Source organism: Micromonospora fiedleri (assembly GCF_016774385.1).
Lineage (GTDB): Bacteria > Actinomycetota > Actinomycetes > Mycobacteriales > Micromonosporaceae > Micromonospora > Micromonospora gifhornensis.
Map to the genome: position 1 here is coordinate 738,770 of NZ_JAETXL010000002.1, position 15,010 is coordinate 753,779.

At 70.6% G+C, this 15,010-nt stretch carries 11 protein-coding genes; 1 reads left to right on the forward strand and 10 read right to left on the reverse strand.

Annotation, left to right across the window (positions count from 1 at the left end):
* Nucleotides 1-25: 25 nt before the first annotated feature.
* The 9 genes from JMF97_RS07340 to JMF97_RS07380 form a co-directional block, all read right to left on the reverse strand.
* Nucleotides 26-1,135: an ABC transporter permease gene (locus tag JMF97_RS07340; RefSeq protein WP_203220795.1), complete on the reverse strand. Its 1,110-nt coding sequence runs from the start codon at nt 1,133-1,135 to the stop codon at nt 26-28.
* Complete coding sequence (locus JMF97_RS07345) at nt 1,132-2,700, reverse strand: sugar ABC transporter ATP-binding protein (protein WP_203220796.1); 1,569 nt, start codon at nt 2,698-2,700, stop codon at nt 1,132-1,134. Before JMF97_RS07345 ends, JMF97_RS07340 begins: the two co-directional genes overlap by 4 nt.
* A gap of 49 nt (nt 2,701-2,749) precedes the next feature.
* Complete coding sequence (locus JMF97_RS07350; RefSeq protein WP_102660518.1) at nt 2,750-3,928, reverse strand: ROK family protein; 1,179 nt, start codon at nt 3,926-3,928, stop codon at nt 2,750-2,752.
* A gap of 504 nt (nt 3,929-4,432) precedes the next feature.
* Nucleotides 4,433-5,404 carry a hypothetical protein gene (locus tag JMF97_RS07355; protein WP_307816803.1) on the reverse strand — a complete coding sequence of 324 codons (972 nt, stop codon included), beginning with the start codon at nt 5,402-5,404 and terminating at the stop codon, nt 4,433-4,435.
* Nucleotides 5,405-6,172: 768 nt separating this feature from the next.
* Complete coding sequence (locus tag JMF97_RS07360) at nt 6,173-6,709, reverse strand: hypothetical protein (RefSeq protein ID WP_203220920.1); 537 nt, start codon at nt 6,707-6,709, stop codon at nt 6,173-6,175.
* A 2-nt stretch (nt 6,710-6,711) separates the two neighbouring features.
* A complete protein-coding gene (gene dnaG / locus JMF97_RS07365) occupies nt 6,712-8,577 on the reverse strand; it encodes a DNA primase (protein WP_203220797.1) in 1,866 nt (621 codons plus the stop codon).
* A gap of 134 nt (nt 8,578-8,711) precedes the next feature.
* Nucleotides 8,712-9,554 (reverse strand): siderophore-interacting protein, encoded by an 843-nt coding sequence (locus JMF97_RS07370; protein ID WP_203220798.1) that lies wholly within the window; start codon nt 9,552-9,554, stop codon nt 8,712-8,714.
* Nucleotides 9,555-9,693: 139 nt separating this feature from the next.
* Nucleotides 9,694-10,917, reverse strand: coding sequence for a deoxyguanosinetriphosphate triphosphohydrolase (locus tag JMF97_RS07375; RefSeq protein WP_203220799.1), 1,224 nt, complete (start codon nt 10,915-10,917; stop codon nt 9,694-9,696).
* Nucleotides 10,907-11,260, reverse strand: coding sequence for a VOC family protein (locus JMF97_RS07380; RefSeq protein WP_203220800.1), 354 nt, complete (start codon nt 11,258-11,260; stop codon nt 10,907-10,909). Before JMF97_RS07380 ends, JMF97_RS07375 begins: the two co-directional genes overlap by 11 nt.
* A gap of 290 nt (nt 11,261-11,550) precedes the next feature.
* Here JMF97_RS07380 and JMF97_RS07385 point away from each other — a divergent pair, with 290 nt between their 5' ends.
* Nucleotides 11,551-12,054, forward strand: a complete 504-nt coding sequence (locus JMF97_RS07385; protein WP_203220801.1) for a roadblock/LC7 domain-containing protein — start codon at nt 11,551-11,553, stop codon at nt 12,052-12,054.
* 44 nt (nt 12,055-12,098) lie between these two features.
* Here JMF97_RS07385 and ppdK read toward each other — a convergent pair whose 3' ends face one another.
* Entirely contained in the window at nt 12,099-14,807 is a 2,709-nt protein-coding gene (gene ppdK / locus JMF97_RS07390; RefSeq protein WP_203220802.1) for a pyruvate, phosphate dikinase, read from the reverse strand.
* Between the last annotated feature and the right edge of the window lie 203 nt (nt 14,808-15,010).

Sequence of the window (15,010 nt, forward strand, 5' to 3'; positions counted from 1 at the left end):
GCCGGTGATCTGGGTGAATCGGTGTTCAGCTGGTGGTCAGCCGATTGTTGCGACGGAAGAACTGGGACAGGCTGCCGAACTGGACCTGCTGGATCAGGACGGCGGCGACGATGATGCCGCCCTTGACCATGTTCTGGGCCTCGGTGGAGAGGCCGTTGATGGCGAAGAGGTTGGTGATGGTGGCGAAGATGATCACACCGAGCAGGGAGCCGACGATGGTGCCCCGCCCGCCGCTGAGCAGCGTGCCGCCGATGATCACGGCAGCGATCGCGTCCAACTCGTAGAGGTTCGCCATCGCCGCCTGCGCCGAGGTGGCCTGGGCGGTGAGCATGATGGCGGCGATGCCGCAGCACAGCCCCGACAGCACGTAGAGCAGCAGGGTGTGCAGCTTGACGTTGATGCCGGCCAGCCGGGCGGCCTCCGGGTTGCCACCGACGGCGACCGTACGCCGGCCGAAGGTGGTGCGGTTGAGCAGCACCCAGCCGGCGATGACCACCGCGGCCAGGATGTAGACCAGTAGCGGGATGCCGAGCAGGCTGTTGCTGGCGATGCCGTTGATGGTGCTGTTCTGCGAGATCTGGGTCTGCTTGTCGGAGATCTCTGCGGCCAGCCCTCGGGCCGCCACCAGCATGGCCAGCGTGGCGATGAACGGCACCAGTCGCCCGTACGCGATGAGGGTGCCGTTGACCAGGCCGACCGCCATCCCGACGACGATCGCGGTGAAGATCATGCCGGCGGCGCCGAAGCTCTGCGTGGCGACCGTGGTGCACCAGACCCCGGCGAGCGCGACGATCGCGCCGACGGAGAGGTCGATGCCGCCGCCGATGATGACGAAGGTCATCCCGACGGTGACCACCCCGACCACCGAGGCCAGCTTGAGGATGCTGAGCATGTTCGCCCAGACCCAGTCCGGGTTGGAGTAGAGATCCGAGCGGGTCGCCGCGCCGATCACGAACAGGATCAGCAGCACCCCGATCAGGGCCAGGTTGCGCCGTGCCCCGTCACCGCCGTCGCCGTGCCACCAGGACAGTCGAGCGGTACCGGCCGATGCCTTGTGCCCAGCCACCTCCGTCTCGGCCGGGTCTACCGGCGGCGACTGCGCCGGCAGCGAGGTCGTGGGCGGACTATCGGTCATGCCGCTGCGCCTTCCATCAGGGACCCCGACATCACGAGGTCGAGGACGGTGGATTCGTCGAGTTCGGCGGCGGGAGCGGTACGCACGACCCGCCCCTCCCGCATCACCAGCACCCGGTCGGCCAGGCCGAGCACCTCGGGCACCTCGCTGGAGACCAGCAGCACCCCGACGCCCTGCGCGGCGAGTTCCCGGATCACCTGGTACAGCTCGGCTCGGGCGCCCACGTCCACGCCCCGGGTGGGTTCGTCCAGCAGCAGCAGCCGGGTGCCGCCGAGCAGCCAGCGCCCGACCACCACCTTCTGCTGGTTGCCGCCGGAGAGCGTGCGTACCGGCCGACTCACGTCGCGCGGCCGCATCTCCAGGCTCTCGGCGATCCGGTCGGCCTCGGCCCGTTCCTTGCCGATGTCGGTGAAGCCGAGCCGGGCGTAGCGGGCGAAGGTGGCCAGCGTGACGTTGCGGTAGATCGGTTCGCCGAGCAGCAGTGCCTGGCTCTTGCGCTCCTCCGGGGCCATGCCCAGACCGGCCCGTACGGCCGCGCCGACGCTGCCGGGCCGCAGCGTCTTGCCGGCCATCCGGACGGTGCCCGACTCGGCGCGACGGGCACCGTAGATGGTCTCCAGCACCTCGGAGCGACCGGAGCCGACCAGGCCGGCGATGCCGACGATCTCGCCGGCCGCGACGGTGAGCGAGACGTCGGCGAACTCGCCGGATCGGGTCAGCCCGTCGACTTCGAGCAGCTGCTCGCCGGCCGTGGTGTCGGCGGAGCGCTCCGGGAAGACGTACTCGATGGTGCGGCCGGTCATCCGGGAGACCAGGTCGCGGGTCGGGGTGTCGCGGGCCGGCAGGTTCGCCGCGGTGGTCCGGCCGTCCTTGAGGACGGTGACCCGGTCGCCGATCTCGCGGATCTCCTCCAACCGGTGCGAGATGTAGATGACCGCGATGCCCTGGGCGGTCAGCTCACGGATGATCCGGAACAGGTTTTCGACCTCGTCGTGGGCGAGCACCGCGCTCGGCTCGTCCATGATGATCAGTCGGGCCTCGTGGGAGAGCGCGCGGGCCATGCTGACCACCTGCTTGCCGGCCGCCGGCAACGCCCTGACCATCCGTCCGGGCGGGATCTCGGCGTGCCCGAGGCGGCCGAGGATCTGCCGGGTACGGCGGGCCATGTGGCCCCGGCGGATGAAGCCCAGGCTGCGCGGCTCGTGGCCGAGGAAGGCGTTCTCGGCCACCGAGAGGTCGTTGACCAGGTCGAGTTCCTGGTAGATGGTGGCGATGCCGGCGCGCATGGCGGCCTGCGGGTTGGCGAAGCTGACCGGCTGGCCCCGCCACTCGACCAGCCCCGAGTCGGGCCGGTGCACCCCGGCGAGCACCTTGATCAGGGTGGACTTGCCGGCGCCGTTCTGCCCGAGCAGGCAGTGCACCTCGCCCGCGCGGACCTCCAACTGCACCCCGTCCAGGGCGCGTACGCCGGGGAAGGTCTTCACCACCTCGGACAGCCGCAGCACCACCTCACCGGCGACGGCGTCGGCGGGTGCCTCGACCAGGGGACGTCCGGTTTCGCTCATGCCGGCTCTCCACTCCACTTCGGGCCTCGGTCCGTTGTCTGGCGGTGGTTCACGTCGCCTCCCCGAAGGCCAGGTCGCTGGCGAGCACGGCGGCACCGGCGACGCCGGCGCGCGAGCCCAGTTCGGAGAGCACCACCGGGAGGTTGCCGGTGGCCAGCGGCAGCGAGCGGCGGTAGACCACGCTGCGGATCTCGGCGAGCAGCACGTGCCCGAGCTGGGCGAGACCACCACCGATCACGATCATCGACGGGTTGGTGAAGCTGACCAGCCCGGCGAGGACGCTGCCCACCCGCCGGCCGCCCTCGCGGATGAGCTGGATGCAGGTCACGTCGCCCTCGACCGCACCGGCGGCGACGTCCAGGGCGGTGACCGTGCCGTTGGCGGTCAGCCGTTCGGCCAGCGCGGGCGAGGCACCGGTACGCGCCGCGGCGGTGGCGTCCTTGGCCAGCGCGGCCCCGCTGAACAGCGCCTCCAGGCAGCCGGCGTTGCCGCAGGAACAGATCGGCCCGTGCGGGTCGACCTGGATGTGGCCGATGTCCCCGGCGCAACCGTCGGTGCCCCGGTAGACATCGCCGCTGAGGTAGATGCCGCACCCGATGCCGGTGCCGATCTTGACGAACAGGAAGTCGTCGACGGAGTGGGCGACGCCGCCGTGCCGCTCGCCGATCGCCATGATGTTGACGTCGTTGTCGACCACGGCCGGGCAGCCGTGCTCGCGGGTGAGCAGTTCCCGGACGGGGAAGCGGTCCCAGCCGGGCATGATCGGTGGGGACACCGGCACGCCGTCGCGGAAGCTGACCGGGCCGGGCACCCCGATGCCGACCGCGTCGAGCCGGTCGTAGGCACCGTCCACCCGGGCCTTGTGCAGCAGTTCGCTGACCCGCTGAAGGATGGCCTTGGGCCCGGACCGGATGTCGGCCGACTCCGCGTACGCGGCGACCGGTTCGAGGCGGCCGTTGACCACCTCGACGTCGATGGAGCTGGCACCGAGGTCCACGGCGGCGAACCGCAGGTGTGGACTGAGTTCGACAAGGGTGGAGCGACGTCCACCACGGGAGGCGGCCTTGCCGGCCTCGGCGACGAACCCGAGGCTGACCAACCGTTCCAGCTCGGTGAGCAGCCGGGGGCGAGGCATCTCCAGCCGGTCGGCGAGCTCGGCGCGCGACAGCGCGCCCTCGTCACGGAGCAACCGCAGCAACCGTACGTGCAGGGGGTCGGCGGTGTGCACGGCTCACCTCTCCACCGGGCTCGTTCACATCGATGAAATACCGACGTGTAGTGCCCGACACAGTAGGAGCCTTCGATGCGCGGTGTCCAGACCTTAGAGAGAATCGGTGCCAACTTTTGTTGGATCAAGCAAAAGCTACCGCCGGTGCCGACCGATCGCCTTTCCGCAGGTCAATAGGGCTCCGAAGAGTCACCTCCCGGGCACAGTTCGCGATCATGATGAGCTTCGATGGAGATCGTCTCGACGGCCCGACGGAAGCCGGCGCTCCCGGCTTCACACCCGCCACACTCCGCAAGATCACTCACGGAGCGTCACCACGCGGCATCCGACGACTCCCCGACGCTCGGCCGCTGCCGGTTCACCTCCCCCACAGCCGGTCCGAACGACCTTCGTCGCATTCAATGAACCTGAATCGACGCCGAGAAATTCGCTTTCCCCGACGATGAACAGGGATACACACAGCGATGATCGACAATGTCTGCGATCGTGGTTCGGCCGCAGGATTCACTCGTCGGGCCGCCAGCCGCCGGCGAGCAGAGCACGTCGTACGGTGTCGGCGACCTGCTCCGGGTGGGTCCGCACCAGCCAGGCCGGAAATCGCAGGACGCGATCGCCAGTGGTCGAGATATCGTTCTGACGCTCCAGGTCCGCCACCTGATGGCGGACGTCCACCCAATCGCGCACGTCTCCTTGATGCGTACCGTCGATTTCCACGTGCACCCGCCACGCCCGCCAGTACGCGTCCCACCAGCCGGCCCGTCCGGACCCGTCGGTGCGCCGTGACGACAGATCGGGCTCCGGCAGCCCCGCCCGACGGCAGCACCTGACGAACTCCATCCGACCGTATGCCTGAGCACCCCCGGCCATCCCGTCGATGCTCTGGCGGATCATCTGTCGCCGAGGCGCCCGAGGCAACACATCGAGCACCGCCGCCACCTCCTCGGGCGACACCCGCCCCTGCTGGCACCCGCCCGCGACGATCTCCTGCGCCTGCCGAGCAGACGACGCCCACCCGGCCGCATCGACAAGCGCCCGAGCGACGATGGTCCGAGGTGGACGGCCCACTTCAAGGTGTTCGGCGGGCAACACCGTCGTCCGATGCACCGCCACGGCCGCCATGTCGATCGGCATCCCCCGCAGGCTCCGACGGCCCGGTCGACGGGTCGACGGCACGAGCACATGCACGGGTTCGATCCGCAGACCGCGTACCCCGGCCTCGATGGCCGCCGTGGCACCCGCGAGGACCGCACCCGACCCCGCCGCAAGAACCGCCACCCACAACTGCTGTTCCCTGGTCAGCCGCCCGCTACCAGCCAGCAGCAACCCTCGACTGATCGAACGCCAGCGCCCGGAACGCACCAGCCCTCGCACGGCCCCCTCGCCGAGCACCGTACGGGCCTGCGCGACAGTGAGCACCCCGGCCTGCTCGGCCACGAGCCGCTCCAGCACTCCCGCCCGCTCGTCAGGAACAGTCACCCGCCTACCGTGGCCGCCCGACCACCATCTCTCTACCAGATCTTGGACACTTGTCGTTCCATCGATGCACCCGTGCAACGGGCCGGACTTGACGTGATGCTGGTCGGCCTGGCCAGCACCAAGCACTCCCGCCACCAAATGGCAAAGATCCGTGCGACGTGGGCCCCGCACACCCCTCGCCCGCCCCTGGTCGACACTCCCAACCTCTGCGATGACGGTGGTGCTGGTGCCGATCGGCCTGTCCTGGCCACCACTCCCAACCTCGCCCCGCCCCGCCCCGCTCCGCCCCGGCCAACACTTCCAACCTCGTCCCGCCCTGGCCAACGCTCAAGATCTTGGTGCGGAACTGCCCCTGGGGCGGCGTTTTCGTACCAAGATCTGCTCGGGTTGCGGCGACTCAGTCGGGGATGGGCATTTCGCCGCTCAAGGTCACGCTCGATCTGAGATCGAGTGGTTTCCCTCCGCGGCTTAGCCACTCGATCCCAGATCGAGTCGACGCAATCCCGATGCGACAACTCAGGCGCGAGGCGCGGCACCACGAGGCGCGACGTTTGCACCACAAGCCGCGCGAGGCGCAACACCACGCTGTAAACGTTGGGCGCTAGGGCTACGAAACGCGGCGCGACAGAACCACGCAGCGCGGCAGAGCGGCGCGACGCAAACAGCGGTGCGACAGAACCGCGCGGCGCAACAAAAGCGGCGCGGCGCAGTGCGACAGAAAAGCGCGGCGCGGCGCGAAAGAACGGTGCGAGCAGGAGGGGGCGGGGGTCAGAGGCCCTCGGGAGTGGTGGCGACGCGGGCCGCTGCGACCAGTTGGTCGGTTTCGGCGATCACGGCCTCGTCGTCCACAGGCGTGCCGATGTCGTAGTGGACCATCCAGGTCAGACCGTCGACGCCGGGTACCCGCCGACCGACGATCCGGCCGGAACCGCCGGGCAGGGCGTGATGCTGGGTGTACGCCACCGACTTGGTGACCCGGGCGCGGACCTGGTGCGGCAGCTCGCCCGGGTCGAGCAGCAGGTAGCGTTCCGCCGGGCGGTCGGCGATGACGAGATAGCCGTCCCGCTCGGCGACCTGCTCACCGGGAGTGACGGTCAGTTCCCGGCCCGACCAGACCGCTTTGACGATGTCGTGCCAGCCGATCCGGTGGCCACGGCCGGGCAGCCACAGCCCGAGGTTGCTGGCGACGACCACCCCGTCGCCTTCGCCGTTGCCGACAGCGGCCCAGGCCAGCACCCGCTCGTCGCGTTCCAGGGGTGGCCGGGCGGCGGGCGGCAGCTTGGGTCGGCGACGGAACAACTTGATCATCACAATCCTCCCGCTGCCTGCTCGCGCAGGGCCCGGGCGTGCTGCTCCAACGAGAGCAGCTCACCGAAGGTGGCGAAGTACTCGTCCTTGTTGCTGACCGGGTTGATCCGCTGGATCCGCGACTTGAGGTCCCGGATCCGGGCGGTGACCGATCCCCATTGCAGGCGGGCCATGGTGATCGAGACGTACCGCGGGTCGGGCTCGCCGTCGATCCGCAGCGGCTCGACCGCCAACTCGCCGACCAGGGCCTGGGCCGCGAGGTCCTCGCAGGCGTCGCGTACCGCCTCGACCCAGACCGCACCGGCGGTCGCGGAGGCGGCGCCACCGGCCTCGGCGATGGCGGTACGCACCACCACGTGCACCGGGTGCCGGTAGTCGGTCGCCTCGACCGCGTCGAACATCGGCCCGGCCAGCACCGGCTCCTGGAGGGCCAGTTTGAGCGCCTCCCGTTCGACCATCGACTGTGGACTGTCCACGGCCGCCTCGCTGCGCGCCGGACGCGCCGGGGCGGCGTCCATCGGTCGTCCGGAGGCGGCGGCCAGCACGGCCCGTTGCACCGGCTCGATCTCCATGCCGAGGTCACCGGCGAGCTTGCGTACGTACTCGGGGCGTTTTTCCTGGTCTTTGAGTTTGGCGACGAGCGGCGCGGCCCGGCGCATCGCCTCGACCCGCCCGTCGACGGTGTCCAGGTCGAACCGGCTGATCACGTGGCGCAGCGCGAAGTCGACGAGCGGCTCGCGGCGCGCGACCAGGTCGCGGACGGCCAGGTCGCCCTTTGCCAGGCGCAGCTCGCACGGGTCCATGTTGTCGGGGCTGACCGCGATGAAGGTACGCCCGACGAAGCGCTGGTCGTCCTCGAAGGCGCGCAGCGCGGCCTTCTGCCCGGCGGCGTCCCCGTCGAAGGTGAAGATGATCTCCCCTGCCACGGCGTCGGTGTCCAGCAGCAGCCGGCGCAGTACGCCGATGTGGTCGCCACCGAAGGCGGTGCCGCAGGTCGCCACCGCGGTCGGTACGCCGGCCAGGTGGCAGGCCATCACGTCGGTGTAGCCCTCGACCACCACCACCCGGCCCTGCTTGGCGATCTCCCGTTTGGCCTGGTCGATGCCGTAGAGCACCTGCGACTTCTTGTAGATCGGCGTCTCGGGGGTGTTGAGGTACTTCGGGCCGTCATCGTCGTCGAACAGCTTGCGGGCACCGAAGCCGATCACGTCGCCGGTCAGGTCGCGGATCGGCCAGAGCAGCCGACGCCGGAACCGGTCGATCAGGCTGCCCGAGCGGGCCGGTCGGGACAGCCCGGCGGTGACCAGTTCGTCGTGGCTGAACCCGCGCTGGCGCAGGTGTCGGGTGAGCGGATCCCAGCCTTCGGGGGCGAATCCGCAGCCGTACCGTTCGGCGGCGGCCCGGTCGAAGCCGCGCTGGGCCAGGAACTCCCGGGCGGCACGCGCGCCGGCCGTGGTGAGCTGGGCGGTGTAGAACTCCGCCGCGGCGGCGTGCGCGGCGACCAGCCGCTGCCGCTGCCCCTGCTGCGGTCGCTCCCGGCGGGGGGTGGACCGGTCGTCCTCCACGTACCGCAGTTGCAGGCCGACCCGGGCGGCGAGCCGCTCCACCGCCTCGACGAAGCTCAGGTGCTCGGCGTCCATCAGGAACTTGATGGCGTCGCCACCGGCACCGCAGCCGAAGCAGTACCAGACGTTACGCGCGGGCGAGACGTTGAACGACGGACTCTTCTCGTCGTGGAACGGGCACAACCCCTTCAGGTTGCCCGCGCCCGCCGACTTCAGGGTCACCGTGTCGGAGATCACCTCAGCGATGGAGGCCCGCTCCCGAACCAGCGCGATGTCCTCGTCCCGAATCCGCCCCGCCACACCCCCACCCCCTTCTCCTCACATCCTCCCCCGCCCACCCCACCCGACTCGACCGACCCCCCACCACAGCAACCCCCTGTTGATCATGAGGTTGGCGGCACTTTCGGAGATCAAGCCCGCCGCTAACCTCATGATCAACGGGCGGGGAGCGGGTGGGGTTGTTCGTCGGCTTCGACCTGGCGGTTCCAGTCGGGTTTGGTGGCGCGCCAGCCTTCGTCGTCGAGGCCTTGGCGCCAGTAGCCGGAGATGGAGAGGGATTCGCGGGGGACCGTTCGCTCGACTCGCAGCAGGCGGCGGAGGTCGCGGACGAAGCCGGCCTCGCCGTGGACGAAGGCGTGCACGGTGCCGGGCGGGAACTCCAGCTCACGGACGGCGGAGACCAGGGCCGCACCGACCGGGCCTCCGCTGCGGTGCAGCCAGGTCAGCTGCACCTTGCCGGGGCTGGGCAGCGGCTGCTCGTCGGCCGGGCCGTCGACCTCGACGAAGACGTGCGCGGGCGCGCCCACCGGCAGCCGGGCCAGGGACGCGGCGATCGCCGGCAGGGCGCTGTCGTCGCCGACCATCAGGTGCCAGTCGGCGTCCGGGCTCGGCGCGTACGCCCCACCGGGGCCGGTGAACAGCACCTCGTCGCCGGGTCGCAGGGCGGCGGCCCAGGGCCCGGCGAGGCCGGCGTCACCGTGGTACACCACGTCGACGGTCATCTGCCCGGTCGCGGCGTCCCAGTCCCGCACGGTGTACGCGCGCAGCCGGGGCCAGTGCTCGCGGGGCAGTTCCCGCTTGATCGCGGCAAGTTCCATCGGGCGCGGGTAGTCGACCCCCGGCACCGGGAAGACGAACTTGATGTAGTGGTCGGTGAACTCGCCCACCGGCAGGCCGATCAGCTCGGGCCCGCCGAACACCAATCGGACCACGTGCGCGGTGGGTCGTTCGGTGCGGACCACGCGGGTGGCGGTGACTGTCTTCGGGCGCTCCGTCATCTGGTTAGGCTAACCTCACCCACCGACTCCCGGCCGAGCGGCATCAGCAGGCCCGGCAGGCGGGCCAGGCGAGAACAGCCGCCGGGCGGCATCAGTTGGTCCGGCAGGCGGGCCGGGCCAGGGCAGCCGCCGGGCGGCGTCAGTCGGTCAGGCGGGCGTGCCAGGCCAGGGCGGCCGGGTCGGTGAGGGAGGCCACCTGGTCGATCACCACCCGCAGTCGGCTCGCGTCGTCCCCGGCGGCGCGCCACAGCGGGGCGAACACCGGATCGAGGGCATCAGGGGCCCGATCGGTCAGCACCCGTACCAGGTCGGTGATGATCTCCCGTTGCCGCTGGTAGCGCCCCTGCGCCCCGGGACGACGCATGACGTAGCGCAGGGCGATGCCCTTGAGCAGGGCGCACCGGGCCCGCAGCGAGCGGGGCACCACGAGGTCGGCCGCGTAGCGACGGTGCGGGCCGGGACCGAACCGGGCGGTGGTGGCGGCGACCGCGTCCGCCACGAAGCGGCCGGTGAGCACGCTGGTCGTGGCCTTGAGCGCGGCCTGGGCGCGGTGGCTGCCGTCGTAGCCGGCCAACGGAGCGAGCAGCGGGTCGGCCAGCACCTCCATCAACACCTGGCCGAGGTAGTCGGGCGGCTCGGCGGAGTAGGTGGCGGCCACGTCGGCGCAGAGGGCGGCCCGCTCGTCGGCGTCGGCGAGCAGCAACCCCAGCGTGAGGTATCCGCCGTGGATGCCGTCCTCCACGTCGTGCACCGAGTACGCGACGTCGTCGGCCCAGTCCATCACCTGCGCCTCCAGGCAGCGCCGCTCGCCGGGCGGCGCGCCGTGGCGCAGCCAGTCGAAGACCGGCCGGTCGTCGGCGTACACCCCGAACTTGCGCCGGCCCGGCCGACGTGGCCAGGGGTACTTGCTGACCGCGTCGAGGCAGGCGCGGGTGAGGTTCAGCCCGACGGAGGTGCCGTCGGCGTCGTACACCTTGGCTTCCAGACGGGTCAGCACCCGCAGCGTCTGCGCGTTGCCCTCGAAGCCGCCGCAGGCGGCGGCCACCGTGTTTAGGGCGGCCTCGCCGTTGTGTCCGAACGGCGGGTGCCCCAGGTCGTGCGCCAACCCGGCGGTGTCCACGACGTCCGGATCGCAGCCCAGCCGCGCGCCCATCTCCCGGGCGATCTGGGCCACCTCCAGCGAATGGGTCAGCCGGGTACGCAGGAAGTCGTCCGTGCCGGCCGTGTGCACCTGGGTCTTCGCGGCGAGCCGACGGAACGCCGCCGAGTGCAGCACCCGGGCCCGGTCCCGCTCGTACGGCGAACGGCCTCCCCCGGCGTCCTTGACCGGCTCCGTCACCCGCCGCTGCGCGTCAGTTGTCACGCGGTGCGAGTATGCAGAACTCGTTGCCCTCCGGGTCGGCGAGCACCGTCCAGTCGGTACCGTCCTGGCCCACGTCGACGTGCCGGGCACCCATGTCGACGAGCCGTTCCACCTCGGCCTCCCGGTCGGCCGGGCGCAGGTCGAGGTGGAGCCGGTTCTTGCTCTCCTTGGCACCGGTGACCGGTACGAAGACGATGCCGGGCAGCCGGTCGGCGGACTGCCGGATCTCCACCTCGTCGGGCTGCTCGGTGATCACCTGGTAGCCGAGCGCCTCGGCCCACCAGCGGGCCAACCGGGCCGGATCGCGGGCGTCGATGGTCAGGCTCGCCCAGACGACGGTCATGCCGACACCTCCGGTCGGTCACCGGCAGGACCCGACAGCCCGGTACGCACACTCATCCGGCCACCCCTTTGCGACGACGGTCCTCCGGAGAGCATCAGGTTACGCCCGACCGCGCCGGACGGCGCGACGACGAACTGAGGCCGACGAGTTCACATCCTCCGATCAGACTAGAGTTGTCGTCCGATTGCCGACGGTCACGGGATCGCGTTTATCGACGCCCACGGGTAGCGTCGCCATCGCGGAACGTCACCTGTTGAGGCGGAGACACGACCGGTGGGAGAGACACGCTCGTGAACGCGGAAACGATGATGGGCACCGAGTTGCAGGGGCTGCGCCGACGCCGACCCGAGGTCACCGGCGCGGTGCTCGCCGGCACCGACGGCCTGTTGATTTCCAGCGACCTGCCCACGACGGACGCCACCTACCTGGCGGCCCTGGCCGCCGCGAACTTCGGTGTCGGCAACCGGATGGCGGCGACGGTCCGGCAGGGCCCGTTCCACGAGTCCGTGGTGCACACCGCAGCCGGTTGTGTGATCACCTATCCGGTCGGCGGGGACGTCCTGTTGACCGTGGTCACCGCCCCCGGCGCCGACCTGGTCGCGCTGCGCGAGGAGGCGCTGGCGATGGTGCATCGGGCCGGGCCGACGCTTGCCGCCTGCCGCCGATCGACGCCGATGCCGCCGCTGCAGACCGACGGGCGCGCCCCGCTGGCCGTACGCACCCCGATGGCCAGCCTGCCCGGCCCACGTCCCCGCCGGGACCCGCACATCACCTGGCGGCGGCCACCGATCTGAGCACCGGCCGGGTCGGCGGACGATCGCCCGCCGACCCGATCCGTTCAGCGGCTGTCCGAGCCCGCCGTGACCACTGCCGCCCGGCCCGCCTCCAGCCGGGCCACCGGCACCCGGAACGGTGAGCAGGAGACGTAGTCGAGCCCGACGGAGTGGAAGAAGTGCACCGAGTCGGGGTCGCCGCCGTGCTCGCCGCACACGCCGAGCTTGAGGCCGGGGCGGGCGGCCCGCCCCTCCTCGGCCGCGATCCGCACCAGCCGGCCGATGCCGTCGGCGTCAATCGACTCGAACGGCGAGATGCCGAAGATGCCCAGTTCCAGGTAGCGCCAGAAGAAGGCGCCCTCCACGTCGTCGCGGGAGAAACCCCAGCCCATCTGTGTCAGGTCGTTGGTGCCGAAGGAGAAGAACTCGGCCGCCTCGGCGATCTGCCCGGCGGTCAACGCCGCCCGGGGCACCTCGATCATCGTGCCGATCAGCACCTCGACGTCGCTGCCGCCGACCACCTCGGCGATGATCCGCTCGGCCTCGGTGCGTACCGTCTCCAGTTCCTGCACCGCGCCGACCAGCGGGACCATGATCTCCGGGCAGGCGCGCACACCCTGGCGGGTGCACTCCACGGCGGCCTCGGTGATCGCCCGGACCTGCATCGCGAACAGGCCGGGGATGACCAGACCGAGGCGTACGCCGCGCAGCCCCAGCATCGGGTTCTCCTCGTGCATCCGGCGTACGGCGGCCAGCAGCGCCTCCTCCTTGGCCACGTCCTCGCCGCGTTCCTGGGCCACCGCCACGTCGACGGCGAGCTGTTCCAGCGGCGGCAGGAACTCGTGCAGCGGCGGGTCGATCAGCCGGACGGTGACCGGCTGCCCGTCCATCGCCCGGAAGATCTCCACGAAGTCGGCCCGCTGCAACGGCAGCAGCGCGGCGAGCGACTCGTCGCGTTCCTTGGCGTCGCGGGCCAGGATCAACCGCTCGACCAGTTCCCGACGATCGCCGAGGAACATGTGCTCGGTGCGACACAGGCCGATGCCCTCGGCGCCGAAGCGCCGCGCCCGCGCCGCGTCGGCGGCCGTGTCGGCGTTGGTGCGTACCGCCAGCCGCCGCGTGGCGTCGGCGTGCGACATGATCCGGTGTACGGCCTTGACCAGCGCGTTGTCGGTGGCCTCCGGGTCGAGTTCCCCCTCGAAGTACTGCACCACCTCCGACGGGGTGGCCGGCACCTCGCCCAGGTAGACCTTGCCGGTGGTGCCGTCGATGGAGACCACGTCGCCCTCGGTGACCGTCTGCCCGGCCACGGTGAACCGCCGCTTCGGCACGTCGATGTCGAGCGCGTCGGCACCGGAGACGCAGGTCTTGCCCATCCCCCGGGCCACCACGGCGGCATGGCTGGTCTTGCCGCCCCGTGAGGTGAGGATGCCCTTGGACGCGATCATGCCGTTCAGGTCGTCCGGGTTGGTCTCCCGGCGGACCAGGATGACGTCCTCGCCCTGACCGGCCAACTCGACGGCGCGGGCCGAGGTGAACACCACCTTGCCGACCGCCGCGCCCGGCGAGGCGCCGATGCCGGTGGCGACCGCCTCGAAGCCGTGGTCGAGCTGGAAGCGCGGGAACATCAGCTGGGCCAGTTGGGCGCCGTTGACCCGGTGCAGCGCCTCGTCGAGGTCGATCAGGCCCTCGTCGACCAGTTGGCCGGCGATGACGAACGCGGCGGCGGCGGTACGTTTGCCGACCCGGGTCTGGAGCATCCACAGCTTGCCGCGTTCGATGGTGAACTCGATGTCGCAGAGGTCCTTGTAGTGCCGCTCCAGCCGGGCCATGTAGTCGAGCAGTTCGTCGTAGGCGGCCTTGTTGATCCGCTCCAACTCCTGCAACGGCACGGTGTTGCGGATGCCGGCGACCACGTCCTCGCCCTGGGCGTTGGCCAGGTAGTCGCCGTAGATGCCCTGTGCGCCGCTGGCCGGGTCACGGGTGAACGCGACGCCGGTGCCGGAGTCCGGGCCGAGGTTGCCGAAGACCATCGCCACCACGTTGACCGCGGTGCCGAGGTCGGCCGGGATGCGCTCCTGCCGGCGGTAGATCACCGCCCGCTCGGCGTTCCACGAGTCGAACACCGCGCGGATGGCCAGGTCGAGCTGCTCGCGGGGGTCCTGCGGGAACTCCCGTCCGGTGTGCTTACTGAAGATCTTCTTGTACGTGTCGACGAGCGCGCGCAGGTCGTCCGCGTCCAGGTCCAGGTCGTCGGTGCTGCCCTTGGCCCGCTTGGCCTCGTCGATCGCGTGCTCGAACTCCTCGCCCGGCACGTCGCAGACGGTCTTGCCGAACATCTGGATCAGTCGCCGGTACGAGTCCCAGGCGAACCGCTGGTTGCCGTTGGCCTGCGCGGCCAACCCGACCACGCTGCGGTCGTTGAGCCCCACGTTGAGGACGGTCTCCATCATTCCCGGCATGGAGAACTTCGCCCCGGACCGTACCGAGACCAGCAGCGGGTCGTCCGGGTCGCCGAGGCGTCGACCCATGCCCTGCTCCAGGGCGGCCAGGTGCGCGGCGATCTGGTCGGCCAGCCCGTCGGGCTGCTCCCCGCTGGCCAGGTACGCCTGGCACGCCTCGGTGGTGATGGTGAAGCCGGGCGGAACCGGCAGACCGAGGTTGGTCATCTCGGCCAGGTTGGCACCCTTGCCGCCGAGCAGGTCCTTGAGATCCTTGTTGCCTTCGGCGAAGTCGTAGACGTACTTGTGCTCGACCGTTTCCTGCGCTGCCACCAGAGCCTCCCACGCGCCCGGACTGACACTTAACGAAGGTTCAGTTTTCTACCCCGGAAGTACTCGCTGGCAATCCAGGGAGTTGTGCCGATCGGTGGGCGAAGGTTAAGCGAACAACGAGTGACTCGGGGCCATTCGGTGACAATAGGCACAGCAATCACGACCGTCCGCGATCGTCGCGGTTTCTGGGAACGTTTCCATAC